At 37.3% G+C, this 24,189-nt stretch carries 15 protein-coding genes, 2 tRNA genes and 3 rRNA genes; 13 read left to right on the top strand and 7 right to left on the bottom strand.

The genetic code is table 11. The features are described 5' to 3' along the window. Nucleotides 1-58 precede the first annotated feature (58 nt). From murB to EG348_RS02690, 3 genes are read right to left on the bottom strand one after another with little or no spacing between them, the layout of a single operon-like run. Nucleotides 59-1,072 (bottom strand): UDP-N-acetylmuramate dehydrogenase, encoded by a 1,014-nt coding sequence (gene murB, locus EG348_RS02700; RefSeq protein WP_123980434.1) that lies wholly within the window; start codon nucleotides 1,070-1,072, stop codon nucleotides 59-61. Nucleotides 1,073-1,076: 4 nt separating this feature from the next. Then, nucleotides 1,077-1,556, bottom strand: coding sequence for a hypothetical protein (locus EG348_RS02695; protein ID WP_123980432.1), 480 nt, complete (start codon nucleotides 1,554-1,556; stop codon nucleotides 1,077-1,079). A gap of 12 nt (nucleotides 1,557-1,568) precedes the next feature. Beyond that, a complete protein-coding gene (locus tag EG348_RS02690) occupies nucleotides 1,569-2,774 on the bottom strand; it encodes a pyridoxal phosphate-dependent aminotransferase (RefSeq protein WP_123980430.1) in 1,206 nt (401 codons plus the stop codon). A 277-nt stretch (nucleotides 2,775-3,051) separates the two neighbouring features. Here EG348_RS02690 and EG348_RS02685 point away from each other — a divergent pair, with 277 nt between their 5' ends. From EG348_RS02685 to EG348_RS02660, 6 genes are all read left to right on the top strand, one after another. Further along, nucleotides 3,052-5,547, top strand: coding sequence for a T9SS type A sorting domain-containing protein (locus EG348_RS02685; RefSeq protein WP_164463243.1), 2,496 nt, complete (start codon nucleotides 3,052-3,054; stop codon nucleotides 5,545-5,547). A gap of 133 nt (nucleotides 5,548-5,680) precedes the next feature. Then, nucleotides 5,681-6,136, top strand: coding sequence for a DUF1801 domain-containing protein (locus tag EG348_RS02680; protein WP_123980426.1), 456 nt, complete (start codon nucleotides 5,681-5,683; stop codon nucleotides 6,134-6,136). 40 nt (nucleotides 6,137-6,176) lie between these two features. After that, nucleotides 6,177-6,767, top strand: coding sequence for a YiiX/YebB-like N1pC/P60 family cysteine hydrolase (locus EG348_RS02675; RefSeq protein WP_228414826.1), 591 nt, complete (start codon nucleotides 6,177-6,179; stop codon nucleotides 6,765-6,767). A 272-nt stretch (nucleotides 6,768-7,039) separates the two neighbouring features. Continuing rightward, on the top strand, nucleotides 7,040-7,351 hold the full coding sequence (locus tag EG348_RS02670) for an NIL domain-containing protein (protein ID WP_123980422.1): 312 nt from the start codon (nucleotides 7,040-7,042) through the stop codon (nucleotides 7,349-7,351). Nucleotides 7,352-7,463: 112 nt separating this feature from the next. Then, nucleotides 7,464-8,018, top strand: a complete 555-nt coding sequence (locus tag EG348_RS02665; RefSeq protein ID WP_123980420.1) for a LemA family protein — start codon at nucleotides 7,464-7,466, stop codon at nucleotides 8,016-8,018. Nucleotides 8,019-8,021: 3 nt separating this feature from the next. Further along, nucleotides 8,022-9,938: a DUF2207 domain-containing protein gene (locus tag EG348_RS02660; protein ID WP_123980418.1), complete on the top strand. Its 1,917-nt coding sequence runs from the start codon at nucleotides 8,022-8,024 to the stop codon at nucleotides 9,936-9,938. A gap of 105 nt (nucleotides 9,939-10,043) precedes the next feature. Here the strand turns inward: EG348_RS02660 and murA are convergent, their stop codons facing one another. Next, on the bottom strand, nucleotides 10,044-11,351 hold the full coding sequence (gene murA, locus EG348_RS02655; RefSeq protein WP_123980416.1) for a UDP-N-acetylglucosamine 1-carboxyvinyltransferase: 1,308 nt from the start codon (nucleotides 11,349-11,351) through the stop codon (nucleotides 10,044-10,046). Continuing rightward, a complete protein-coding gene (locus EG348_RS02650) occupies nucleotides 11,352-12,035 on the bottom strand; it encodes a DUF4290 domain-containing protein (RefSeq protein ID WP_123980414.1) in 684 nt (227 codons plus the stop codon). A gap of 189 nt (nucleotides 12,036-12,224) precedes the next feature. On the opposite strand from EG348_RS02650, the gene EG348_RS02645 reads away from it, so the two are divergent. The 6 genes from EG348_RS02645 (at nucleotide 12,225) to rrf (ending at nucleotide 20,232) form a co-directional block, all read left to right on the top strand. Continuing rightward, nucleotides 12,225-13,658 (top strand): alpha-amylase, encoded by a 1,434-nt coding sequence (locus tag EG348_RS02645; RefSeq protein ID WP_123980412.1) that lies wholly within the window; start codon nucleotides 12,225-12,227, stop codon nucleotides 13,656-13,658. 1,359 nt (nucleotides 13,659-15,017) lie between these two features. Continuing rightward, nucleotides 15,018-16,534: ribosomal RNA gene (locus EG348_RS02640) — 16S ribosomal RNA — on the top strand. 223 nt (nucleotides 16,535-16,757) lie between these two features. Further along, a tRNA-Ile gene (locus EG348_RS02635) sits at nucleotides 16,758-16,831 on the top strand. A gap of 86 nt (nucleotides 16,832-16,917) precedes the next feature. Continuing rightward, a tRNA-Ala gene (locus tag EG348_RS02630) sits at nucleotides 16,918-16,991 on the top strand. A 162-nt stretch (nucleotides 16,992-17,153) separates the two neighbouring features. Further along, nucleotides 17,154-19,920 (top strand): 23S ribosomal RNA (locus EG348_RS02625). A 204-nt stretch (nucleotides 19,921-20,124) separates the two neighbouring features. Further along, nucleotides 20,125-20,232, top strand: a 5S ribosomal RNA gene (gene rrf / locus EG348_RS02620). The 16S, 23S and 5S rRNA genes sit together here with 2 tRNA genes alongside, the layout of an rRNA operon. Before the next feature lie 375 nt (nucleotides 20,233-20,607). On the opposite strand, the gene EG348_RS02615 is transcribed toward rrf, so the two are convergent. Together EG348_RS02615 and EG348_RS02610 are read right to left on the bottom strand one after the other, a co-directional pair. Next, nucleotides 20,608-21,021: a thiol-disulfide oxidoreductase DCC family protein gene (locus tag EG348_RS02615; RefSeq protein ID WP_123980410.1), complete on the bottom strand. Its 414-nt coding sequence runs from the start codon at nucleotides 21,019-21,021 to the stop codon at nucleotides 20,608-20,610. Between the two features lie 9 nt (nucleotides 21,022-21,030). Then, nucleotides 21,031-21,492: a heme-binding domain-containing protein gene (locus EG348_RS02610; RefSeq protein ID WP_123980408.1), complete on the bottom strand. Its 462-nt coding sequence runs from the start codon at nucleotides 21,490-21,492 to the stop codon at nucleotides 21,031-21,033. 336 nt (nucleotides 21,493-21,828) lie between these two features. On the opposite strand from EG348_RS02610, the gene katG reads away from it, so the two are divergent. Next, the gene (katG, locus tag EG348_RS02605; RefSeq protein ID WP_123980406.1) at nucleotides 21,829-24,108 is read left to right on the top strand and encodes a catalase/peroxidase HPI; all 2,280 of its coding nucleotides are present in this window, start codon (nucleotides 21,829-21,831) and stop codon (nucleotides 24,106-24,108) included. Nucleotides 24,109-24,189 lie beyond the last annotated feature (81 nt).

Raw genomic sequence — 24,189 nt, 5'->3', positions numbered from 1 at the left:
TAAATGATAAAAATCAGAAAAACTATCTGAATATTTTTTATAAAATCTTAAGATAAAGTTATATAATATTCACCTCTCTCTCCAGTTCTATACCAAATTTTTCTTTAACCGAATTGATAATTTCAGTTGAAAAATCAAAAATTTCCTGGCCTGTTGCATTTCCCGTTGCATTGATGATAACCAAAGACTGCATTTGATGAGAAGCAACGTTTCCGATCTGCTTTCCTTTCCAACCGCATTGTTCGATCAGCCAGCCAGCAGGAACTTTTACAAATTCTCCGTTCGGATAACCTTGAATATTTTCAAATTTTTGTTTCAATTCTTCAAATTGAGCTAAAGGAATGGTCGGATTTTTAAAGAAACTTCCTGCGTTTCCTATAACTTTTGGATCGGGAAGTTTGCTTTGTCTGATATTGATTACCGCTTTGGAAACATCTTGGATTGTTGGATTTTCAATGCCTAAATTCTTTAATTCAGATTGAATGGCTCCATATTCAGTTTTGATTCTGTGATTTTTTTTCGATAGTCTAAAAGTAACTTCCAGAATCACATATTTCCCTTTTCCTTCCTGCTTAAAAATAGAATCTCTGTAACCGAATCTACATTTTTCAATATCAAAAGTTTCAATTTCTAATGTTTCTAGGTTTAAAACTTTACAGTCTACAAAAATATCCTTGATCTCAGTTCCGTACGCTCCGATATTCTGCATCGGTGAAGTTCCTACATTTCCCGGAATTAAAGATAAATTTTCAAGTCCGCCAAGGTTTTTATTCAAACAAAATAGGACGAATTCATGCCAGTTTTCACCTGATTTTGCGGTTACCCAGACTTCATATATATTAACAAAGTCTTCGTTAATTCCTTTTAAACTAAGTTTTATAGCCAATCCATCAAAATCTTTTGTAAACAAAATATTACTTCCGCCTCCAAGAAAAAGGAGCGGGAGGTTTTGAGATTTTGAGAACTTTAAAGCATCTTTTAATTCTTCAATTGAATGTACTTCAATAAAATATTTTGCTTTGGCTTCTACACCGAAAGTATTGTAAGGTTTTAGAGAAAAATTTTCGTGCATGGCATTATTTGTATTCTTTGGGAAGAATTTTTTCTAATTGATCTTTGAATTTTTGAAGCTGATGATAATGAATCGTATCATTATATGAATTGACGAATACATGAGAACTTTTTGATGTTTTGATCTGAAAAGTTTCATCCATTCCGTCCTGAGCCTGTAAACTTTCTGAACTTTTGATCTTGTCCAGCGTTTTGATATCAATAGATGAGGTTAATTTTTTCCAGGTTTGCTGGTCAATGGCAGAATTCCATTTTTTATGGATTTTTGAAGAAGTCGCTCCCTGCGTCAGATTGATGGAATCTTTTGTTAGTTTAATAATCTTATAACTTCCTAACTTTCCGCCAACTGTTGAAAAGCCAATGAATGTGATCTCATTCCTATTTTTATCAGCTTTTGGTTGGGTTTCTTTCTGACAAGAAAAAAATATCAGCAATAAAAATGTTGAAAATAACATCTTCAAATTATTGATCTTTATTGCTGACATCTTTATTAAATATTAAAGGTGAAACTCTAATTTATATTTTTCAAGAGCATCTTTTAAAATTTCGGCACTTCTGATTAAGTCCTGTTCTTTTAAAACGTATGCAATTCTTACTTGTTTTTTACCTAATTCCGGATTGCTGTAGAATCCTCCTGCAGGTGCAACCATGATCGTTTCATTATTAAGAGAATATTTCTCCAATAGCCATTGAGCAAATTTTTCTGTATCGTCTACAGGAAGCTCGGCTACACAGTAAAATGCCCCTTTTGGTTTCGGACAGATCACTCCGGGAATAGCATTTAATTGATCAACCAAAACGTTTCTTCTGTGAGTATATTCTTCTCTTACTGCTCTTATGTAGGCTCCGTCATTCTGGTGAGCCGCTGTTGCTGCAATTTGTCCCAATAAAACGGGGCTCAATCTTGCCTGAGCAAAAAGCATTGCTGCATCATGAATTTTTTTAGAACGCGTAAGCAGACATCCGATTCTTACGCCGCACATTGAGTAACGCTTAGATTCAGAGTCAATGATGATGCAGTTTTCGCTTAATTCCGGGAAAGCAAGCATTGAAATCTGTTGTTTTCCGTCATACACATATTCTCTGTAAACCTCGTCTGAGATTACAACGATATCATATTTTAAAGCAATTTCTGCTAATTTTTGAAGTTCTTCACGTGTGTAAAGATAACCTGTAGGATTTCCAGGGTTACAGATAACAATCGCTCTTGTTTTGTCTGTGATTTTTTTCTCAAATTCTTCAATCGGAGGAAGTGCAAATCCTGTTTCAATAGTTGAAGGCACGGCAACAACATTTACATTGAAAGTGCTTGTAAATCCGTTATAATTAGCGTAATATGGTTCCGGGATGATTACTTCATCACCGTCATCACATAATGTTGAGATGGCAAAGTTTAAAGCTTCAGAACCTCCATTGGTTACGATGAAGTTATCGGGTGTAAGATCTGTGAAATCTAATGAATGATAATATTCTGTAAGCGCCTTTCTGTATTCTATATTTCCTTCAGAAAGAGCGTATTCTAATACTTTTAAATCAATGTTTTTTAAAGCATTTAAAGCCGTTTCCGGAGTTTCAATATCAGGCTGTCCGATATTAAGGTGATATACTTTTACTCCTTTCTGTTTTGCTTTAAGGGCAAAAGGAACCAGTTTTCTTACTGGCGATGGCGGCATGTGTTGTGCTCTGTTTGAAATATTCGGCATTGTTCAAAAAATTTGTATGACAAAAATAACATTTAATTCTTCAATAATAAAATAATGAATAAATGCATATAAATAGAATTTTTGAATCGATAATGATTTGTTTTTATTTTGATTAAATAATTATATTAATTAATTTTTTAGTTTTAATTATTCATTTTTTTAAATTTAATTATAATGAGGTTAATGTGTTGTTTAATGTTATTATTTTAAAATAAATATGTTAATAAGTGTTTTATATTGTTTTTTTATTAAATTTACAGCGATAATTTTAAGTAATATGAAAATAAAACTATTTTTTGGAGCTTTAAATGCTATTGCTCTTTTGTCGGCATCCTCTATGACGGCGCAAAATTTTCAAACAATGCCTATACAATCCGGCTATAATGCTGATGTAATTGCTAATGGAGTAGGCTCTTCTTCGATTTCTACCACTACTGATGTTGACGGCGTTTCTTTTGCTTTTGTAGCGAGAGATTACCAGCTTACATCTTCCAGTACTGCTCTTACTTATGGTATACCTTCAGACGGGATTATCAATTCTGTGGTTGCAGGTACTCCGGGATTAAGCTATAAACTTGGCGATCTAAGTGGTAACAATTCTTTAAGACTTGCAAATACGAATGATACCGGAACTTTAGTGTTTTCTACGCCAAAGGCAGCGGTTACTTTGTACATGCTTTCAACAAGTGGAAGTGGGGCATCTACAGCGAATGTAGTTGTAACTTTTACGGATAATTCTACTCAAACTTTTACCAATGTAAGTGTATCTGACTGGTATGGGGGTACAAATTTTGCCATTCAGGGAATTGGAAGAATTAACAGAAACACAGACGTTTTAGAAGCAAACGCAACAAATCCAAGATTGTATCAGAATGCATTAGCAATAGATGGAGCTAATCAAACAAAACCAATACAAAGTGTAACGGTAACTAAAACTTCTACAGCACAGGGATATACAAATGTTTTTGCTTTCTCTGCTGATGCTTTCTCAGATTGCGCGGCGCCCGTTTTGCAGCCTGTAGGAACTTTAACAGCAAATTCAGCTCAGGTTTCATGGACGGTACCGGCTACTACACAAGCTTCGGGATATGAAATTTACTACAGTACTTCAAATACAGCTCCGACAAGTAGTACAGCTCCGACTCTTACTAGTATTCCGGGCACAAGTACAACAATAGGAAGCTTGTCTGCAAATACAGTTTATTATTATTGGGTAAGAACAAAATGTAATAATTCAACAGGTCAGAGTGTATGGTCATTCTCAGGAACATTCAAAACGTTGTGCGGTCCAATGACTTCTATGTTTGAAAACTTTGATTCTTATAGTACAGGAAGTATTGTTCCTGACTGTTGGGCAAGAATTATTAATACTTCGGGAACTCAAACGATTACAACGACTTCACCGGCTTCCGGAACAAGAAATATTTATCAGTATAGTACAACGTCGCAAAATTCTACGTATGTTGTGTTACCTCAGTTTAGTAATGTTAACGCAGGAACCCACTGGTTGAGATTTAAAGCCAGAGTAACTACTTCACCAGGAACTTTAGATGTTGGATATGTAACAGATGCTACAAGTTCAGCAACTTTCACGTCTATCCAAACATTAGTTATTAATAATACTGTATATACAGACCCAAATGCAGAATATAAGGTAATAGTACCCGCTTCTGTTCCTGCAAATGCAAGATTGGCGATCATGAATAAAAATGACGGAAAATCTTACTATTGGGATGATGTATATTGGGAGGCAATACCTTCTTGTATTACGCCAACTGCAGTTGTTGCTTCTAATATGACAACGGTGTCTGCTGATGTAACATGGACGACGGCTTCTCCGGCTCCTGCAAATGGATATGAGTATTTTGTTTCTACAACCAATACTGCTCCTTTAGCTACAACGCCACCTTCAGGAACTACGAGTCTTACTACAATAAATATTGCTAATCTTACTCCAAATACAACTTATTATGTTTGGGTACGTTCAGTTTGTAGTACATCAGATGTAAGTATCTGGTCTTATCCGGTTACATTTAAAACATTATGTGGACCAATGACAATGCTTTCTGAGAATTTTGATTCTTACGGAACAGGTGATCTTGTACCTGATTGTTGGGTAAGATTAGCAGGAACTGGTAGCCAGACGATTACATCAACTACACCTGCTTCCGGAACAAGAAATATTTATCAATACACAAGTACAAGTTCTACTCCTACAACAGTTGTTCTGCCGATATTTACCAATATCAATGCAGGAACTCATAAACTAAGATTTAAAGCAAGAGTTACAAGTACTGCTGGCGGTACTCTTAATGTAGGATATGTTACCAATACTGCAGATGCGAGTAGTTTTGTATTACTTGAAGCATTATCTATCACTAATACAACTTACACAGCTGCCAATTCTGAATATACAGTGACAGTTCCTGCTTCAATTCCTGCCAATGCAAGATTAGCTATAAAAGGTATTAACGATGGAAAATCTTATTATTGGGATGATATCTATTGGGAGGCTAATACTTTAGGAACTTCTGAGGTTGCTACTAAGAAATCACTTTCTGTATATCCTAATCCTTTCAGAGATGTATTGTATATTTCTGATTTGAAAGATGTGAAATCTGTAACAGTTAATGATGTTTCAGGAAGAGTAGTGAAACTTATTGATAATCCTGGAAAAGAGCTTAATTTAAGTACACTGAATTCAGGCTTGTATTTGTTATCAATTACTTTCAAAGACGGTTCCAAATCAATTACGAAAGTTATTAAACAATAAGAATTTTTAGACTTAAATAAACAGGGAAGGCAGTTATATTTGATATATAGCTGTCTTTTTTTATTTAATTAAAATTGTAAGAGAAGGTTCATATAAATTTTGTTATTTTGAGAATTATTAAAACCGAATTAAAATGCAAATTAAAGCAGATTCTGTAGAAGATTATATCTCGAAAATTCCCGAAGAAAGACAGGACATTTTCAAAAAAATATTTGATACAATTACCGATAATTTACCCGAAGGTTTCCAGAAAGGAGTAAGTTACGGAATGGTTGGCTGGGATGTCCCATTGGAAACTTACCCTGCTGGCTATCATTGTACGCCGGGTTCGTCGCTTCCGTTTATGGGGCTGGCTTCTCAAAAGAATTTCATTGCGTTTTATCATATGGGAATGTATGCAAAACCAGAACTGTTGGATTGGTTTGTAGCCGAATTTCCAAAATATTCTAAAAGAAAACTCGATATGGGAAAATCTTGTGTCCGTTTCAAAAAAATGGATGATATTCCGTTAGAATTATTAGCTGAGGTGAGCAAAAAAATGACTGTTGAAGATTGGATTAATACTTATGAAGCAAATTTTAAAAAATAATTTTTTACTGAAAATTTTTACCGTTTTTGTTTTAATATTGATGTCAGGATGTAAAAATTCTGCACTTTCAGATTTAAAAAATGGTGACCTTCTTTTTGTTACCGCAAAAGAAACAGGATTATCAGGAGCTATTAATAATGTAACTCAAAAACAGAAAACTGCATCTTTTGATCATATCGGAATTTTAGAAAAAGATGGAAATCAATTTTTTGTTCTCCATGCAACTCCAAAAGGTGGTTCTCAGAAGCAAAATTTGAAAGATTTTCTTAAAGATCAAACGAATGACGGGCAAAGAGTCGTTTTGTATCGTTTAAAAACCGAATATCAGAATACAATTCCTACAGCGATACAAAAAGCTGAATCTATGTTGGGGAAACCTTACAATTTCAGTTATATTTTGGATGAAAACGCTTACTACTGTTCAGATTTTATTGAAAGAGCTTTTCGAAAAGACCATATTTTTAAATTGGAACCTATGACTTTCATTGATCCTAAAACGGGTAAAACGAACGAATTTTGGGAGCAATTTTATCAAAAGAAAAATCTTAAAGTTCCGGAAGGAGAATTAGGCTGTAATCCAAACGGACTAGCCGCATCAGATAAATTGGAAAGGATAAAGGAATTAAAATAATTCGGAATTAATTTGAAAATAAATCTTCTTAAATAATCAGATATTTATAACAGTATATATAATAGAAACGGGGCTTTAGCCCGTTTTATTTTTGCCCAAATTCCAAAGGCTTTAGCTGAAACTTAAAAAACTTACTAAAGAAAAGAGTTAAAATTAAAAAATATTAGTCTACTAATTTGGTGGACTAATATTTTTTTATATTTTTGTCAAAGATTTAAACAAATGAAATGAATTAAGTCAAGACAACTCTAACCAAAAAAAAATGTTTAGTTATGATTACACCAAATCCGAGTGTGCAGGTTTTACACAATAGAATTAGCCTGGCTAAAAAAGAATTGATACTGGAAATAGAATTGAATGGGAAAATGAAATTTGAACATTTGATGAATACCATTTATAATCAGTTCGGAATTTGCCACAGAGTGTTATCAGCTAACGTGGAGTACGTCAATGGGCGTAGTTTTGGTTCGGTACAATTATATATTAACGTAACTTCAGAAGAGTATCAGGAACTTGAATTCTTTCTGAATAAAAATAAACTTTTAAATACAACGGTAGAATATCTCTGCAGGAAGTATTTTTAGGGGAGGTTCATATAGTTTTAATTACGAAAGTGTTCAGTTTACTGAGCGCTTTTTTTATTTTAAATCATAATTAAAAAAAGGGTATTTTTAAGCTTAATTAAAATTAAAATCTATGATCACTCTAATTATTGTAATAGCCTTAGTTGTAATATTCCTTCTGTACGGAGTTTCTATTTATAACCGTTTGGTAAAACTGAAAAATCTGGTTCAGGAAGCGTGGAGCAGTATTGATGTAATGCTTAAAAAACGTCACGATCTTATCCCCAATTTGGTAGAAACAGTAAAAGGTTATGCAACCCACGAACGCGAAACATTGGACAGTGTGACGAGAGCAAGAGCTCAGGCTGTAGGTGCCAATTCTGTAGAATCTAAGGAAGCTGCAGAGAAAAACCTGAATCAGGCAATGATGAATTTATTCGCTGTTGCAGAGCAATATCCGGATTTGAAAGCAAATACTAATTTCCAACAATTACAATCTGAATTAACTTCCATAGAAAACGATATCGAAAAATCAAGAAGATATTACAACGGAACCGTTCGTGATAACAATACATTGGTAGAATCTTTTCCTAGTAATATTATCGCTAATATGTATAAGTTCGAGAAATCGCCATTCTTCGAATTGGATAATATTGCAGAAAGAGAAGTTCCAACAGTAAAGTTTTAAAGAATGAAAAGATTTTTATTACTTTTTTATTTACTGTTTTTTACATTGGCTTTTTCGCAGGAAAATGACAGTATAGAAGATCGTAAAGCTGAAGTTGAACGAATTACCTCTTTCCATTCTGATATTAATGTTGATAAAAAATCTGCCCTGAATATTACAGAAAACATCAACGTCCACAGTCTGGGAATCAATATTAAAAGAGGAATTTATCGCGCACTTCCTTTGTCGAGAAACTTAAATAACAAAACTCAGAAAGTAAAGTATGACATTATCTCCGTAAAAAAAGATGGAGTAGAGGAAGATTATCATACAGAAACTGAAGACGGTTATCTGAAAATATATGTCGGAAATAAGGATGTAATTCTAAGTCCTGGTGACTATAAATATGAAATACAATATAAAACAGAAAATCAGATCGGATTTTTTGATAAATATGATGAGGTATATTGGAATGTCAACGGAACGGTTTGGGATTTTGCAATTGACACCATTTCCGCAAAGATTACGCTTCCTGAAGGCGCAAAAATTCTTCAAAATTCATGTTATACGGGCTCTTACGGAAATGATTCTCAAAACTGTACTTCTACAATTTTATCAGATAATTCGATGGAGTGGTCTGCAACGAATTTAGCTCCGAATGAGGGATTAACCATTGCCGCAGGATTTCAAAAAGGAATTATGATTCCGCCGCCACCGCCAACTTTTCTAGAAAAATTTGGTATTTTAATAGGTGGAATGATCATATTTCTAGGTTTGATCTTCTATTACTATTCAACATGGAGGAAATATGGTGTTGATCCTGATAAACCAACAGTTTATCCACAATTTAACGTTCCGGAAGATCTTTCGCCGGCTTCGTTAGGATATTTGCAGGATGAAAGTTTTAAAAATAAATTTCTAACTGCTTCAATCGTCAACCTTGCTGTAAAAGGATATTTAAAGATAATTGAAGGTGAAGATTCCGGAATTTTAGGACTTTTCAATACAAAGACATTTACTTTAAATAAATTAAAAGAACCCGATCAGTCTTTACCTAAGGAAGAGATCAATTTGATGAACACTCTTTTTACAGGAAATGATACCTTGAAGTTTGATGGAAAATATAATTCAAAAATTGAAAATGTAGTCAATAGTTTCAAAGGAACATTGGCATTTCAGCATGATAAATTTTTAAATGAAGGAAACAATTTTTCAAAAGTTATTGTACCTATTTTAATCATGACGGTGGTATATGTTTTAGGCTTAATTATTAGTTTTAAAATAGATCCTGAAGTAGAAAAAATAATTGGTGGAATTGCTGTATACGTTATTTCTTTAGTTGTATTTTTTGTAGCATCATTTTTAACGAACAGAGTTTCGTGGAAATTTTTAATTCCCGCTCCCATTATTGCGGTCATCGGTATTTTTGGATTTATTGAAGCAGGAAATAATGGAAGTGAGCTTATTAATTTTGGAGTGTGTTACTTCTTCATTATTTTAGGATTTACTTCTTTGGTGATCTATCAATATTTAATTAAAAGACCGTCAGATGAAAAATTGAGAAAAAAATCTCTGATTGAAGGTTTTAAAATGTACATGGGGGCTGCCGAAAACGAACAGTTGAAATTTCACAATCCTCCACAGATGACTCCACAGGTTTTTGAAACGTTATTGCCTTTTGCAATGGTTTTGGGAGTGGATGATATTTGGGGGAAGAAATTTGAAACGATGGTTAAAAATATGGCAAGCGGAACAGAATATGTCCATGCATGGTATATTGGAAGTTCCATTAATCATCTGAGTTTTGGAAATACACTCAACTCGAGCCTTACCAATTCTATAAGATCTGCATCTACACAACCATCAAGCTCAAGCAGCGGTTCCGGTGGCGGCGGATTCTCCGGCGGAGGTGGCGGAGGCGGTGGAGGCGGGGGCTGGTAATCCGAACTTCTCAAAAAAATAAAAAGCGTTCAAAATTTTGAACGCTTTTACTTTATAATACAGGCTAAAAACTAATATCTAAATTCTAACCTCTAATTTCTTATCTTAAATTCTCTCAATATCAGCTCCAATCGCTTTCAATCTTCCGTCAATATTTTCGTAACCTCTGTCGATTTGCTCAATATTGTGGATAATTGATTTTCCTTCCGCAGAAAGTGCTGCAATAAGAAGGGCGTTTCCGGCTCTGATATCTGGAGAAACCATTGTTGTTCCTCTTAATGGAGCTTCCTGATTAAGGCCAATCACGGTTGCTCTGTGCGGATCACACAAAATAATTTGAGCTCCCATATCAATCAATTTATCAACGAAGAATAATCTTGATTCAAACATTTTTTGATGAACCAAAAGACTTCCTTTTGCCTGAGTTGCCACCACTAAAATAATAGACAACAAATCCGGAGTGAATCCCGGCCAAGGCGCATCAGAAATCGTTAAAATAGATCCATCAATAAATTTTTGGATCTTATAATTTTCCTGAGCAGGAATGTAAATATCATCATTGCTTTGTTCAAGCTCAATACCTAATTTTCTGAATGTGTTTGGAATAACGCCAAGTTGGTTCCAGTTTACATTTTTAATGGTGATTTCAGATTTTGTCATGGCAGCAAGACCAATCCAAGATCCGATCTCAACCATGTCTGGAAGCATTGTATGTTCAGTTCCGTGAAGGTGGCTTACCCCTTCAATTGTTACTAAATTAGAACCGATCCCTGAAATATTGGCACCCATTCTGTTCAGCATTTTACAAAGTTGCTGAAGATAAGGCTCGCAAGCAGCGTTATAAATTCTTGTTTTACCTTTTGCCAAAGCTGCAGCCATTACGATATTGGCAGTTCCTGTTACAGAAGCTTCTTCCAGTAAAATAAATTTACCGTTAAGTTCTTTAGCTTTTAATGAATAAAAGAATTCCTCTTCATCATAATGGAATTCTGCACCAAGTTCTACAAGTCCTTGAAAGTGAGTGTCTAATCTTCTTCTTCCGATTTTATCACCACCAGGAGTCGGCATATAAGCTTCACCATATCTTGCCAACATTGGCCCCATTAGCATGATAGAACCACGAAGTTTTGCTCCGTCTTTTTTGAATTCGTTGGATTTTATATAATCGAAGTTTACTTTATCAGCCTTGAAAGTGTAATCACCATGTCCGTTTTTGGTTACTTTTACACCAAAATCTCCAAGAATTTCAATCAGTCTGTTAACGTCATGGATATCCGGAATGTTTTTAATTCTTACCTCTTCATCAGTTAATAAAACTGCACACAAAATTTGAAGAGCTTCATTCTTAGCTCCCTGTGGAGTAATTTCACCTTGCAGTCTTTTTCCTCCTCTTATTTGAAATGTTCCACTCATTTACTTTCTGTTATTGTTGTTAGTGTTGCTTCTGTTGTTGTTATTATTGTTGTGCCTTCTTTTATTAGGCTGGTTTTGGTTTCGGTTGTTATTACTATTGCTTCTGTTATTGTTGTTTCGGTTGTTGTTGGTAGTATAGTAGATCTTGCTCTTTTCAAGAGATTCTATATTGGTAAGATCCAACCTGTTATCCGAAAGTTCTTTCAGATGACGGAAAATCACATCATCAGTAACATGCTCTTTATTATAAACATTATAAGATTTCTTCATATTATTGGCAATTACCTCCTTCAAAGCTTCTTTTTCGTCGCCAGGTTCTAGTTCTATTGCTTTTTCTATTAATTGAAGAATACTTTTTCCGTAAAATTTAAAATCTCCCTGTAATTTAGGGTATTCCATTGTTTTTGGTTTCTCTGCCAATTGCTCTCTTGTAGGAAACGGATATGGTGAATCTACATCCAGATCATAATTAGCTAAAATAAAAAGATGATCCCAAAGTTTATGTTTATAATTTTCTTCATCACGAAGTTGTGGGTTTCTTTGACCCATAAAATCGATGATCGCCATCGCCATTTCGCTTCTTTCATCCCTGTCAGAAAGCTCTTTGCAACGCTCAACCAACTGTTGTATTATTCTGCCGTATTCGGGCATATGAAGCTGGGTTTTTTGGGTATTGTATTCCATAGTATGCAAATATATGGATTAATGGAAAAATTGTACCGAAAATCTTCAAAGTTTATGATTTTTTAATGAAGATCCAAATAATGTATTAATGGAGTTTATTATTCAATACAAAAATTATTTCACCTGAATAAGAATTTATTTCAATAAAAGTGTAATTTAGTTATTAGTTTAATAATTAAAACATTGTATATGAAAAAAACACATTTCTTACTTTCTTTTTTAGCTTTAGGCTTTGTTATTTCTTGTCAGAATAATGACGAGATTGTTGATAAAAGTCCTGAGCAATTAGAGGTCCACAACAAAACGGTAAATGTTACCACTCACGATGGACGGTCTTTTAGTACCGGAAGTAGTCCAGTAAATGGAAAATTTGTTTCGGGACCGGGTGGTGGAGTTTTAATGCAGGGATTTTATTGGGATGTTCCGGATGGCGGAAATTGGTGGAATACCGTAAAAGGGAAAGTAACCGATTGGTCAAATGCCGGAATTGGTGCTATCTGGCTTCCGCCGGCTTCAAAAGCTCAAAATGGAGCCTACTCAATGGGATATGATCCAACAGATTATTATGATTTTGGCAACTACAACCAAAATGGGAGCGTAGAAACCCGTTTCGGATCAAGAACAGAACTGGAAGGATTAATTACAAAAGCGCATACCGAAAATATGCAGGTTTATGCAGATATTGTGATTAATCATAATAGCGGTGGCCAGTCTCAGGCAAATCCTTTTACGGGAACAAACACATGGACAGATTTTTCAGAAGTCGCATCAGGGAAATTTCCTAGAAGCTACAATGATTTCTACAAAAATTCTTATGGAAATAATGATGAAGGAGCATTTGGCGGCTTCCCGGACCTTTGTCATGCAAATCCTTACGTTCAGGACTGGCTTTGGGGAAGAGATGATTCTGTTGCAAAATATTACAAAAACGTAATGAAATTTGATGGATGGAGATTCGATTATGTTAAAGGTTTCGGACCATGGGTTGTCAATACTTGGAATGCTAATGTTGGCGGATTTTCTGTTGGAGAATTATGGGATTCTAATGTGAATACTCTGGAATGGTGGGCAAATAATGCCAACAGTTCTGTTTTCGACTTTGCAGCCTATTATAAAATGGATGAAGCCTTCGATAACGGAAATCTTAATGCATTAAACGACGACATGATGTGGAAAAGAAATCCTTACAAGGCGGTAACCTTTGTTTCAAACCACGATACGGATATTATCAATAATAAAATGTTGGCTTATGCTTATATTCTGACTCATGAAGGATACCCAACGATTTTCTACAGAGACTATGAAGAGTGGCTGAATAAAGAAAGATTAAATAACCTAATCTGGATCCACAACAACAAAGCAACCGGAAATACATCAATTCTATACACAGATAACGATGAATATATTGCCAGACGTAACGGTTACAACGGAAATCCGGGATTGGTGGTTTACATCAACAATTCCTCAAGCTGGCAGGAAAGATGGATCCAAACCAATTGGGCAAGTCAGCAAATTAAAGACTTCACAGGAAGCTCAACTTGGTATCCGACGACACAAAGCGATAAATGGGTGAAAATTCAATGTGCCCCGAACAGCTATTCTGTTTGGTCATTGAATCAATAAACATTCACTAAAATATTTTCCACAGATTATAGAAACTTTAATGAGAAATAATCTGTGGGATTATTAGAGATCATTTGAATTTTTCAGTACCATATATATAAGGTATAGCAGAGTCATTAAACTCTGGCTTTTTTTATTTCCCAAACCGTCATTGCGAGGAACGAAGTGACAAAGCAATCTCAAAAAAAAAATGCTCTCCCACCCATTCACTCTGTAACTTAAAAATCTTCAGGAGCTTTATCCGCCTTTCCGCTGTATCTTTTGAGTGATGTCCTGCGCTTCGCTGCGGCCGCCACACAAAAGGATGCCGCTTCAATCCGGGCTAGGGTAGTGTGTGTTTTTATCGCTTTTTCTCGTAGTAGAAATTACCTAGAGGTAATATCAATCGATCGCTAGTCCTTTCCATGACTGCAAACCCGACCTAGGAATTTGCAGCGTTAAGAAAATGAATTCTGAGAACGTTAAAAAAATTCTACTGTTTGAAGCGCGAGACCAATCTTGAGTCGAATAACCAATCTTGAATTCGCGCAAGTTTTAGAATTTTTAGAGAACAGGATTCATTTTTAGCTTGCAGCTTCCAGTCTTGAATTTTTGGTCCGTTTGCTTCAAGGCAAAAGGACAGCCCATTATTTATCTCTCATCCACATCCAAAACAACTATAATCACAACGACTTCCAACCTGCCGGGTTTTCAAAACCGATACGGTTTATTAGAGTATACCTTATATAGTATATTTAATAATCCAAGAAATCCTCTTCAAAGTGCTTTCAACCGTTGAAAACACCTATTCTGACACTTCTCAAAAAGACAATCGAATAGTGTGGATAACTACGGCTTACTCTATAAATAAAACTATATCAATAGCTTATAATCAAAACTTTTCCACAATACGAGTTTTGTATGAACATTATGTTAAATATATTTGGAACGGTGGGTAAGATTGGAGTACTTTTGCCCCACTGAAAACGATATGTTGGAAGTAGCGCAGAAGTAGGTAATAGAGTATGAATACTACGAAACGGATTAGAAATAAACTTTAAATTTTTAGTAAATAAAAGTTGTAAGGTTTAAAAAGATTTGTATCTTTGCAGTCCGGTAAAACGGGAGCAGAGGAGTAGAAGATTGGGATGTTGAAAGATGAGATTAGGGTGAATTAAAAAACTTTAAATTAAATCAAAAATATCTTGGTCAATTAGAAATAAATAATTACTTTTGCACACGCAAATCTATACTGAAAACGACAGAAAATTAGGTATGGTAAAAAGCGGAAGATACAAGAAGATCATTGAAAAATAGATATAACAACCAAGTAAGGAAAAGACTAGAACGTTAATAACTTTGAGTGAGTCAGACAAACATACAATGGAGAGTTTGATCCTGGCTCAGGATGAACGCTAGCGGGAGGCCTAACACATGCAAGCCGAGCGGTAGAGATCTTTCGGGATCTTGAGAGCGGCGTACGGGTGCGGAACACGTGTGCAACCTGCCTTTATCTGGGGGATAGCCTTTCGAAAGGAAGATTAATACCCCATAATATATTGAATGGCATCATTTAATATTGAAAACTCCGGTGGATAGAGATGGGCACGCGCAAGATTAGATAGTTGGTGAGGTAACGGCTCACCAAGTCAATGATCTTTAGGGGGCCTGAGAGGGTGATCCCCCACACTGGTACTGAGACACGGACCAGACTCCTACGGGAGGCAGCAGTGAGGAATATTGGACAATGGGTGAGAGCCTGATCCAGCCATCCCGCGTGAAGGACGACGGCCCTATGGGTTGTAAACTTCTTTTGTATAGGGATAAACCTTTCCACGTGTGGAAAGCTGAAGGTACTATACGAATAAGCACCGGCTAACTCCGTGCCAGCAGCCGCGGTAATACGGAGGGTGCAAGCGTTATCCGGATTTATTGGGTTTAAAGGGTCCGTAGGCGGGCTCGTAAGTCAGTGGTGAAATCTCATAGCTTAACTATGAAACTGCCATTGATACTGCGAGCCTTGAGTAAGGTAGAGGTAGCTGGAATAAGTAGTGTAGCGGTGAAATGCATAGATATTACTTAGAACACCAATTGCGAAGGCAGGTTACCATGTCTTAACTGACGCTGATGGACGAAAGCGTGGGGAGCGAACAGGATTAGATACCCTGGTAGTCCACGCCGTAAACGATGCTAACTCGTTTTTGGGTTTTCGGATTCAGAGACTAAGCGAAAGTGATAAGTTAGCCACCTGGGGAGTACGTTCGCAAGAATGAAACTCAAAGGAATTGACGGGGGCCCGCACAAGCGGTGGATTATGTGGTTTAATTCGATGATACGCGAGGAACCTTACCAAGGCTTAAATGGGAATTGACAGGTTTAGAAATAGACTTTTCTTCGGACAATTTTCAAGGTGCTGCATGGTTGTCGTCAGCTCGTGCCGTGAGGTGTTAGGTTAAGTCCTGCAACGAGCGCAACCCCTGTCACTAGTTGCTAGCATTAAGTTGAGGACTCTAGTGAGACTGCCTACGCAAGTAGAGAGGAAGGTGGGGATGACGTCAAATCATCACGGCCCTTACGCCTTGGGCCACACACGTAATACAATGGCCGGTACAGAGGGCAGCTACACAGCGATGTGATGCAAATCTCGAAAGCCGGTCTCAGTTCGGATTGGAGTCTGCAACTCGACTCTATGAAGCTGGAATCGCTAGTAATCGCGCATCAGCCATGGCGCGGTGAATACGTTCCCGGGCCTTGTACACACCGCCCGTCAAGCCATGGAAGTCTGGGGTACCTGAAGTCGGTGACCGTAACAGGAGCTGCCTAGGGTAAAACAGGTAACTAGGGCTAAGTCGTAACAAGGTAGCCGTACCGGAAGGTGCGGCTGGAACATCTCATTTTAGAGCGTCTTTAGACGTTAAACAAAATTAAGGTACTTAAGTGTACCATGTACTTACTTAAAGGACGTTTTAGTTTTTTACTCGGTTGATTTATATTAAAAAAATACAAAACCCACTAGAAATTAGTATCAGGGAGAAAGAGATTTTAGAATTAGAAATTAGAAGTTAGTCGTTAGAAATTAGTCTAACATCTAAAATCTAGCCTCTAATATCTAAATAATGAAGTCTCGTAGCTCAGCTGGTTAGAGCGCTACACTGATAATGTAGAGGTCGGCAGTTCGAGCCTGCCCGAGACTACTAATTAAAATAGAGGTTAGAAATTAGAACTTAGAAGTTAGTTTTTTACTAATATCTAATTACTAACATCTAACATCTGACTAGAGGGGGAATTAGCTCAGCTGGCTAGAGCGCCTGCCTTGCACGCAGGAGGTCAAGGGTTCGACTCCCTTATTCTCCACAGTTTTGTGAGTCTGATTTAAAAGTACGATGAATAGAGCCAAAACAAATATTCATTTATCAGACAAGCAGAAAGACATTAAAGATCATTGACATTAACGGTAAAAATATCACAAAGAGAAAACCGAGCACTTGCGAGTGCTTGAGTAATTAATAAAATAGGAAAGAAATCGTTAAGGGCGTATGGCGGATGCCTAGGCTTTCAGAGGCGAAGAAGGACGCGGTAAGCTGCGAAAAGCTGCGGGGATCGGCACACACGAATTGATCCGCAGATGTCCGAATGGGGCAACCCGGCATGTTGAAGACATGTCACTCTAAATTTATTTAGAGAGCAAACCCGGAGAACTGAAACATCTAAGTACCCGGAGGAAAAGAAATCGAAGAGATTCCGTAAGTAGTGGCGAGCGAACGCGGATTAGCCCAAAAGTCTTTATATATTTAAAAGAATGTTCTGGAAAGAACAGCCATAGAGGGTGATAGCCCCGTATTTGAAAGGTATATTTTGATGATAAATGAGTAGGGCGGGACACGTGAAATCCTGTCTGAATATGGGGGGACCATCCTCCAAGGCTAAATACTCCTGAAAGACCGATAGTGAACAAGTACTGTGAAGGAAAGGTGAAAAGCACTTCGAATAGAAGGGTGAAATAGAACCTGAAACCGTACGCCTACAAGCGGTCGGAGCCCACATGTTGGGTGACGGCGTGCCTTTTGCATAATGAGCCTACGAGTTAATGTTACTAGCGAGGTTAAGGACTTCAGGTCCGGAGCCGGAGCGAAAGCGAGTCTGAATAGGGCGCTTAGTTAGTAGTATTAGACGCGAAACCTTGTGATCTACCCATGGGCAGGTTGAAGCTTTGGTAACACAAAGTGGAGGACCGAACCGGTTGACGTTGAAAAGTCTTCGGATGACCTGTGGGTAGGGGTGAAAGGCCAATCAAACTGGGAGATAGCTCGTACTCCCCGAAATGCATTTAGGTGCAGCGTCGTGTATAAGTTTATTAGAGGTAGAGCTACTGATTGGATGCGGGGGAGTCAAATCCTACCAATTCCTGACAAACTCCGAATGCTAATAAATGTTCCACGGCAGTGAGGGCGCGGGTGCTAAGGTCCGTGTCCGAGAGGGAAAGAACCCAGACCAACAGCTAAGGTCCCCAAATCTCTATTAAGTTGAAGCAACGCGGTTGGACTGCATTGACAGCTAGGATGTTGGCTTGGAAGCAGCCATTCATTTAAAGAGTGCGTAACAGCTCACTAGTCGAGCGGTCCGGCATGGATAATAATCGGGCATAAATAGAGTACCGAAGCTATGGATTTATAACCATTGGGTTATATCTGGTAGGGGAGCATTCTGTTTGCACAGAAGCAGTGGCGTGAGCCATTGTGGAGCGTACAGAAAAGAAAATGTAGGCATAAGTAACGATAAAGCGGGCGAGAAACCCGCTCACCGAAAGACTAAGGTTTCCTCAGCCATGCTAATCAGCTGAGGGTTAGTCGGGACCTAACGCGAACCCGAAAGGGGTAGTGGATGGACAATGGGTTAATATTCCCATACTTGCTCACACTAAAAAGGGGACGGAGTGCCGTACTTACTGGAGACTGACGGAATAGTCAAGACCTAGCCTTCGGGCGAAGTTGCTGTAAGGAAAGTGCTTCCAAGAAAAGCCGAAGTGAAGCAACCCGTACCAAAACCGACACAGGTAGTCGAGGAGAGAATCCTAAGGTGCTAGAGTGAATCATGGTTAAGGAACTAGGCAAAATAGTCTCGTAACTTCGGGAGAAGAGACGCCATCAGCAATGGTGGCCGCAGTAAAAAGGCCCAGGCGACTGTTTATCAAAAACACAGGACTCTGCTAAATCGAAAGATGCTGTATAGGGTCTGACACCTGCCCGGTGCTGGAAGGTTAAGGAAGGGCGTTAGCAGTAATGCGAAGCGTTTGACTGAAGCCCCAGTAAACGGCGGCCGTAACTATAACGGTCCTAAGGTAGCGAAATTCCTTGTCGGGTAAGTTCCGACCTGCACGAATGGTGTAACGATCTGGGCACTGTCTCAACCATGAGCTCTGTGAAATTGTAGTCTCGGTGAAGATGCCGAGTACCCGCAATGGGACGAAAAGACCCTGTGAACCTTTACTATAACTTCGTATTGACTTTGAGTAAGTAATGTGTAGGATAGGTGGGAGACTTTGAAGCAGGCACGCTAGTGTTTGTGGAGTCAACGTTGAAATACCACCCTTTACTTACTTGGAGCCTAACTTCTTTTAGAAGGACATTGCGTGGTGGGTAGTTTGACTGGGGTGGTCGCCTCCAAAAGAGTAACGGAGGCTTTCAAAGGTACCCTCAGCACGCTTGGTAACCGTGCGTAGAGTGTAATGGCATAAGGGTGCTTGACTGTGAGACCTACAAGTCGATCAGGTGCGAAAGCAGGACATAGTGATCCGGTGGTTCCGTATGGAAGGGCCATCGCTCATAGGATAAAAGGTACTCCGGGGATAACAGGCTAGTCTCCCCCAAGAGCTCACATCGACGGGGAGGTTCGGCACCTCGATGTCGGCTCGTCACATCCTGGGGCTGGAGAAGGTCCCAAGGGTTGGGCTGTTCGCCCATTAAAGTGGCACGCGAGCTGGGTTCAGAACGTCGTGAGACAGTTCGGTCTCTATCTATTGCGGGCGTTAGATGTTTGAGAGGGCTTGATTCTAGTACGAGAGGACCGAATTGAACAAACCTCTGGTGTATCAGTTGTTCCGCCAGGAGCACCGCTGAGTAGCTACGTTTGGAAGAGATAAGCACTGAAAGCATATAAGTGCGAAACTCGCCTCAAGATGAGACATCTTTTAAGGGTCGTTGGAGATGACGACGTTGATAGGCTACAGGTGTAAAGTTGGTAACAGCATAGCCGAGTAGTACTAATTACCCGTAGATTTATTGCCTATTGAAGGAATAAATATAATCATCAAATGAGTAATCATTAATATTACATTAAAAACCTATCTCAAGAGACTTGCAAGTGCAAGAAAGGTTTTGTCTTTGTGAGTGTTTTTATCGATTAAAATCAGGTAGCAGATGTTAGCTGTCAGAAAGCAGGTTTTCCCTGCAATCTATAACCATCAACCTGCAACCTTATATAACGCCTTTAGGGTGGTTTTAGCGGTGGGGCTCACCTGTTCCCATTCCGAACACAGAAGTTAAGCCCACCAGCGCCGATGGTACTGCGAAAGCGGGAGAGTAGGTCGCCGCCAGTTTTTATTCAAAACTCCTTCATCAATAGATGAAGGAGTTTTTTTATGTCCATACACTAAGGGATGAGACTTTTTTTTTTGTCCATACTCCAACCAAGCTCAACAAACATCAATCATCATTGATAAATGATTAGTATTTTTGATAGAAGCTAGAAGCTAGAAGCTAGATGCGTTGCCCTGTCATTGCGAGGAGCGAAGTGACGAAGCAATCTCCAATTCTCCAACCCTTTATCTCTCCCACTCTTTTTGTCATCCCCGAAGGATCTCAACTAATTTTTAATAAAAGTTTGTTTTTAAATTTTACAATCAATAATAAGCTCCCTTTTAACTTGTTTAAAAAAATAATTAAAACTTTCAGAATAGAATAGTTGATTTTTTTTAAACTTCAATAAACTTTCCTCTTTGATGTGGCGTAGGTAGATAACATTTTTGGTTTGCCAATTTCATTCTATTTTTAGAAATAATATCATAGATACTATCACTTAAAGATGCAGGGAAAATTTTTCCAATTCCTGAAAGCTTATAGATTCCACCTAATATTGATGCGATTTGTAAAACAGCTTTAGATTTTATGAGGTAATATTGATTCGGTTTCCAAAGATACATAGTGTTGAATATTTTAGTTTCAAGACCTCTTTCTGACAAAAAACTCTGTCCAAAATTTGATTGCAGTGAAGCAAACATAAATTGATCATTTTTATCCCTTTCCAAAATCCATTGTACCCAGAAATTGCAGACTCCACATTCTCCGTCAAAAAATACTATATATTTATTTTGCCAATTTTCGTCCATGATTTATTTTTAAAATACCATTGCCCGTTCAGTTTCTTCTTTTATTTTTTTGAAATATTTAATTAATTGCTGTCTTTGTTCAGTAGTTAATTTAGCATCCTGATGACCAAGATAGTATGAATCTAAAGGCATTTCTTCTTTTTCAATCATTTCAATGCACTCTTCCAGTTTATTAACTTGTATTTTAGGCTCGTATGTAGCAAAGGTAGAGAAATTTAAATGCTTTCTTCCTTCATTAATATGATTTTTCAGCAGCCATGAAGATGGAGCAATATCTGAATACCAAGGATATTTTGATTCGTTAGAATGACAATCGTAACAAGAAGTAGTTATCATTTTTGCTATTTGAGGAGATGTCTTTTTTATTCTTAAAAAATCCATTCCGGGTGTCGGTGGTGGGTTTGTTTTATCAATCGGAAAAAACTGAATGATAATGAATGCCACGAGAAGAACTATAATTACTTTTTTCATACACTGAAATTCATGTTTATCAATAGATAAAGTTATTAAAAATTTAACAATAAAGAATACGGAAAATAAAGGAAAATTAATTCTAAATTGAATTATTCTAAATATGAACTCTAGTTAATGATTTTTATTTAAGTTAAAACGAATTTTTATTAACTTAAATGCATTATTATATCTTTTATACATATGTTTTGAATGAATCAATATTCAATAAATGATTATAGTTTTTAACTATTGTAAATATATTATTGATAGATTGTATTTATTTAATCAACTTTGTATGTTTGCATTACTATAAAAAAAATATTTAAACTAAATCAACATAAAAATTAGACTATAATGGAAAAAGATTCAAACGACATTAGCAAATGTCCATTTCATAACGGAACGATGAAAAAGGAAAATGTTGCAGGTGGAGGAACCAATAATAAAGATTGGTGGCCCGAGCAGCTTAGAGTTGATATTCTGAGACAACATTCGTCTTTGTCAAATCCTATGGGAGAAAATTTTGATTATGCTGAAGCTTTTAAAAGTCTCGATCTAGAGAGTGTTAAAAAAGACCTTCACGCGTTAATGACAGATTCTCAGGATTGGTGGCCTGCAGATTTTGGGCATTATGGACCATTATTTATTCGTATGGCTTGGCACAGTGCAGGAACGTATCGTGTAGGTGACGGAAGAGGAGGAGCAGGTGCCGGACAACAACGTTTTGCACCTTTAAATAGCTGGCCGGATAATGTAAGTTTGGATAAAGCAAGAAGATTACTTTGGCCAATCAAACAAAAATATGGTAATAAAATATCTTGGGCAGACCTTTTAATTCTTACAGGAAATATTGCTCTTGAATCAATGGGTTTCAAAACATTCGGATTCGCGGGAGGTCGTGAAGACGTTTGGGAACCTGATCAGGATGTGTATTGGGGAACAGAAAAGACATGGCTTGGAGGAGATTTGCGTTATGCGCATGGATCTGAAGGAGTAGTTGAAAATCGTGGCGTTCTTCCGACAGATGATAATGCTGACGGAGATATTCATTCAAGAAACCTTGAAAAGCCTTTGGCTGCGGTACAAATGGGACTTATTTATGTAAATCCTGAAGGACCGGACGGAAATCCTGACCCAATCTTAGCAGCAAAAGATATTCGCGATACTTTCGGAAGAATGGCGATGAATGATGAAGAAACAGTTGCATTAATCGCAGGTGGACATACTTTCGGGAAAACTCACGGTGCAGGACCGGCTGACCACGTTGGAAAAGAACCTGAAGCTGCCGGAATTGAAGCTCAGGGTTTTGGTTGGAATAGTTCTTACAAATCAGGAAAAGGAACAGATGCAATTTCAAGCGGATTGGAAGTTACTTGGACTGAAAAACCTACAGAATGGAGTAATCTTTTTTTTAAAAATCTATTTGAAAATGAATGGGAATTAACGAAAAGCCCAGCAGGAGCTCATCAATGGGTCGCAAAAGACGGAGAGAAAATCATTCCTGATGCGTTTGATCCTAATAAAAAACACAGAGCAACAATGCTTACAACAGATCTTTCTTTAAGATTTGATCCTGTGTATGAAAAAATATCAAGAAACTTTTTTGAAAATCCTGATGCTTTTGCAGATGCTTTTTCTCGTGCTTGGTTTAAACTGACGCACAGAGACATGGGACCAAAAGTTCGTTATTTAGGTTCTGATGTTCCGGCTGAAGATTTGATCTGGCAAGATCCGATTCCTGAAGTGAATCATGAATTAGTTAATGATTCTGATGTAGAATCTCTGAAAAATAAAATTCTAAATTCAGGATTAAGTGTTTCTGAATTGGTTTCTACAGCTTGGGCTTCTGCGTCAACTTTCAGAGGAAGTGATAAGCGTGGTGGAGCAAACGGAGCGAGAATCCGCTTGGCTCCTCAAAAAGATTGGGAAGTAAATAATCCTGTACAACTTCAAAAAGTATTGGGTACATTAGAAAATATTCAAAAAGAATTTAATGATGCTCAAGTCGGAAATAAAAAGATTTCACTAGCAGATTTAATTGTTTTGGCTGGAAGTGCAGCAGTTGAAAAAGTAGCAAGAGATGCAGGACAAAACATTACGGTTCCTTTTGCTCCCGGTCGTATGGATGCTTCACAAGAGCAGACTGATGTTGAATCAATGGGATATTTGGAACCTGCAGCAGACGGTTTCAGAAATTATCTGAAGAAAAAATATACGGTTTCTACAGAATCATTATTAATTGATAAAGCGCAGTTATTAACGATTACCGCTCCTGAATTAACAGTTTTGATCGGTGGAATGCGTGCTTTAGATACCAATTTTGATGGTTCCAAGAATGGAATATTCACTCAACGTCCCGGAGTTTTAACCAATGATTTCTTTGTGAATCTTTTAGATATGAGAACGCAATGGAAAGCCATTTCGGAAGATAATGAATTATATATGGGAACTGATCGCTCAACGGGTCAGCCAAAATGGACGGCTACCCGAGCAGATTTGGTGTTCGGTTCAAATTCTGAATTGAGAGCCTTGGCTGAAGTATATGCAAGTTCTGATGCTCAGGAAAAATTTGTTAGAGATTTCGTTGCAACATGGACTAAAATAATGAATTTGGATAGATTTGATCTGAACTAAATTTCATACTTAACATAATATTATAGAGACAGTCGTTTTGGCTGTCTTTTTTTATGAATTATAGCTAATTTTATACTTAAA

Origin of the sequence: Chryseobacterium sp. G0201 (assembly GCF_003815655.1) — a bacterium.
Lineage (GTDB): Bacteria > Bacteroidota > Bacteroidia > Flavobacteriales > Weeksellaceae > Chryseobacterium.
The sequence above is the reverse complement of the archived record's forward strand: the minus strand, read 5'-3'. Positions and strand labels throughout refer to the sequence as shown.

Bases quoted from the DNA above. Each gene is read 5' to 3' on its own strand.
- murB (WP_123980434.1), bottom strand. From the start codon at position 1,072: ATGCACGAAAATTTTTCTCTAAAACCTTACAATACTTTCGGTGTAGAA.
- EG348_RS02695 (WP_123980432.1), bottom strand. From the start codon at position 1,556: ATGTCAGCAATAAAGATCAATAATTTGAAGATGTTATTTTCAACATTT.
- EG348_RS02690 (WP_123980430.1), bottom strand. From the start codon at position 2,774: ATGCCGAATATTTCAAACAGAGCACAACACATGCCGCCATCGCCAGTA.
- EG348_RS02685 (WP_164463243.1), top strand. From the start codon at position 3,052: ATGAAAATAAAACTATTTTTTGGAGCTTTAAATGCTATTGCTCTTTTG.
- EG348_RS02680 (WP_123980426.1), top strand. From the start codon at position 5,681: ATGCAAATTAAAGCAGATTCTGTAGAAGATTATATCTCGAAAATTCCC.
- EG348_RS02675 (WP_228414826.1), top strand. From the start codon at position 6,177: ATGTCAGGATGTAAAAATTCTGCACTTTCAGATTTAAAAAATGGTGAC.
- EG348_RS02670 (WP_123980422.1), top strand. From the start codon at position 7,040: ATGATTACACCAAATCCGAGTGTGCAGGTTTTACACAATAGAATTAGC.
- EG348_RS02665 (WP_123980420.1), top strand. From the start codon at position 7,464: ATGATCACTCTAATTATTGTAATAGCCTTAGTTGTAATATTCCTTCTG.
- EG348_RS02660 (WP_123980418.1), top strand. From the start codon at position 8,022: ATGAAAAGATTTTTATTACTTTTTTATTTACTGTTTTTTACATTGGCT.
- murA (WP_123980416.1), bottom strand. From the start codon at position 11,351: ATGAGTGGAACATTTCAAATAAGAGGAGGAAAAAGACTGCAAGGTGAA.
- EG348_RS02650 (WP_123980414.1), bottom strand. From the start codon at position 12,035: ATGGAATACAATACCCAAAAAACCCAGCTTCATATGCCCGAATACGGC.
- EG348_RS02645 (WP_123980412.1), top strand. From the start codon at position 12,225: ATGAAAAAAACACATTTCTTACTTTCTTTTTTAGCTTTAGGCTTTGTT.
- EG348_RS02615 (WP_123980410.1), bottom strand. From the start codon at position 21,021: ATGGACGAAAATTGGCAAAATAAATATATAGTATTTTTTGACGGAGAA.
- EG348_RS02610 (WP_123980408.1), bottom strand. From the start codon at position 21,492: ATGAAAAAAGTAATTATAGTTCTTCTCGTGGCATTCATTATCATTCAG.
- katG (WP_123980406.1), top strand. From the start codon at position 21,829: ATGGAAAAAGATTCAAACGACATTAGCAAATGTCCATTTCATAACGGA.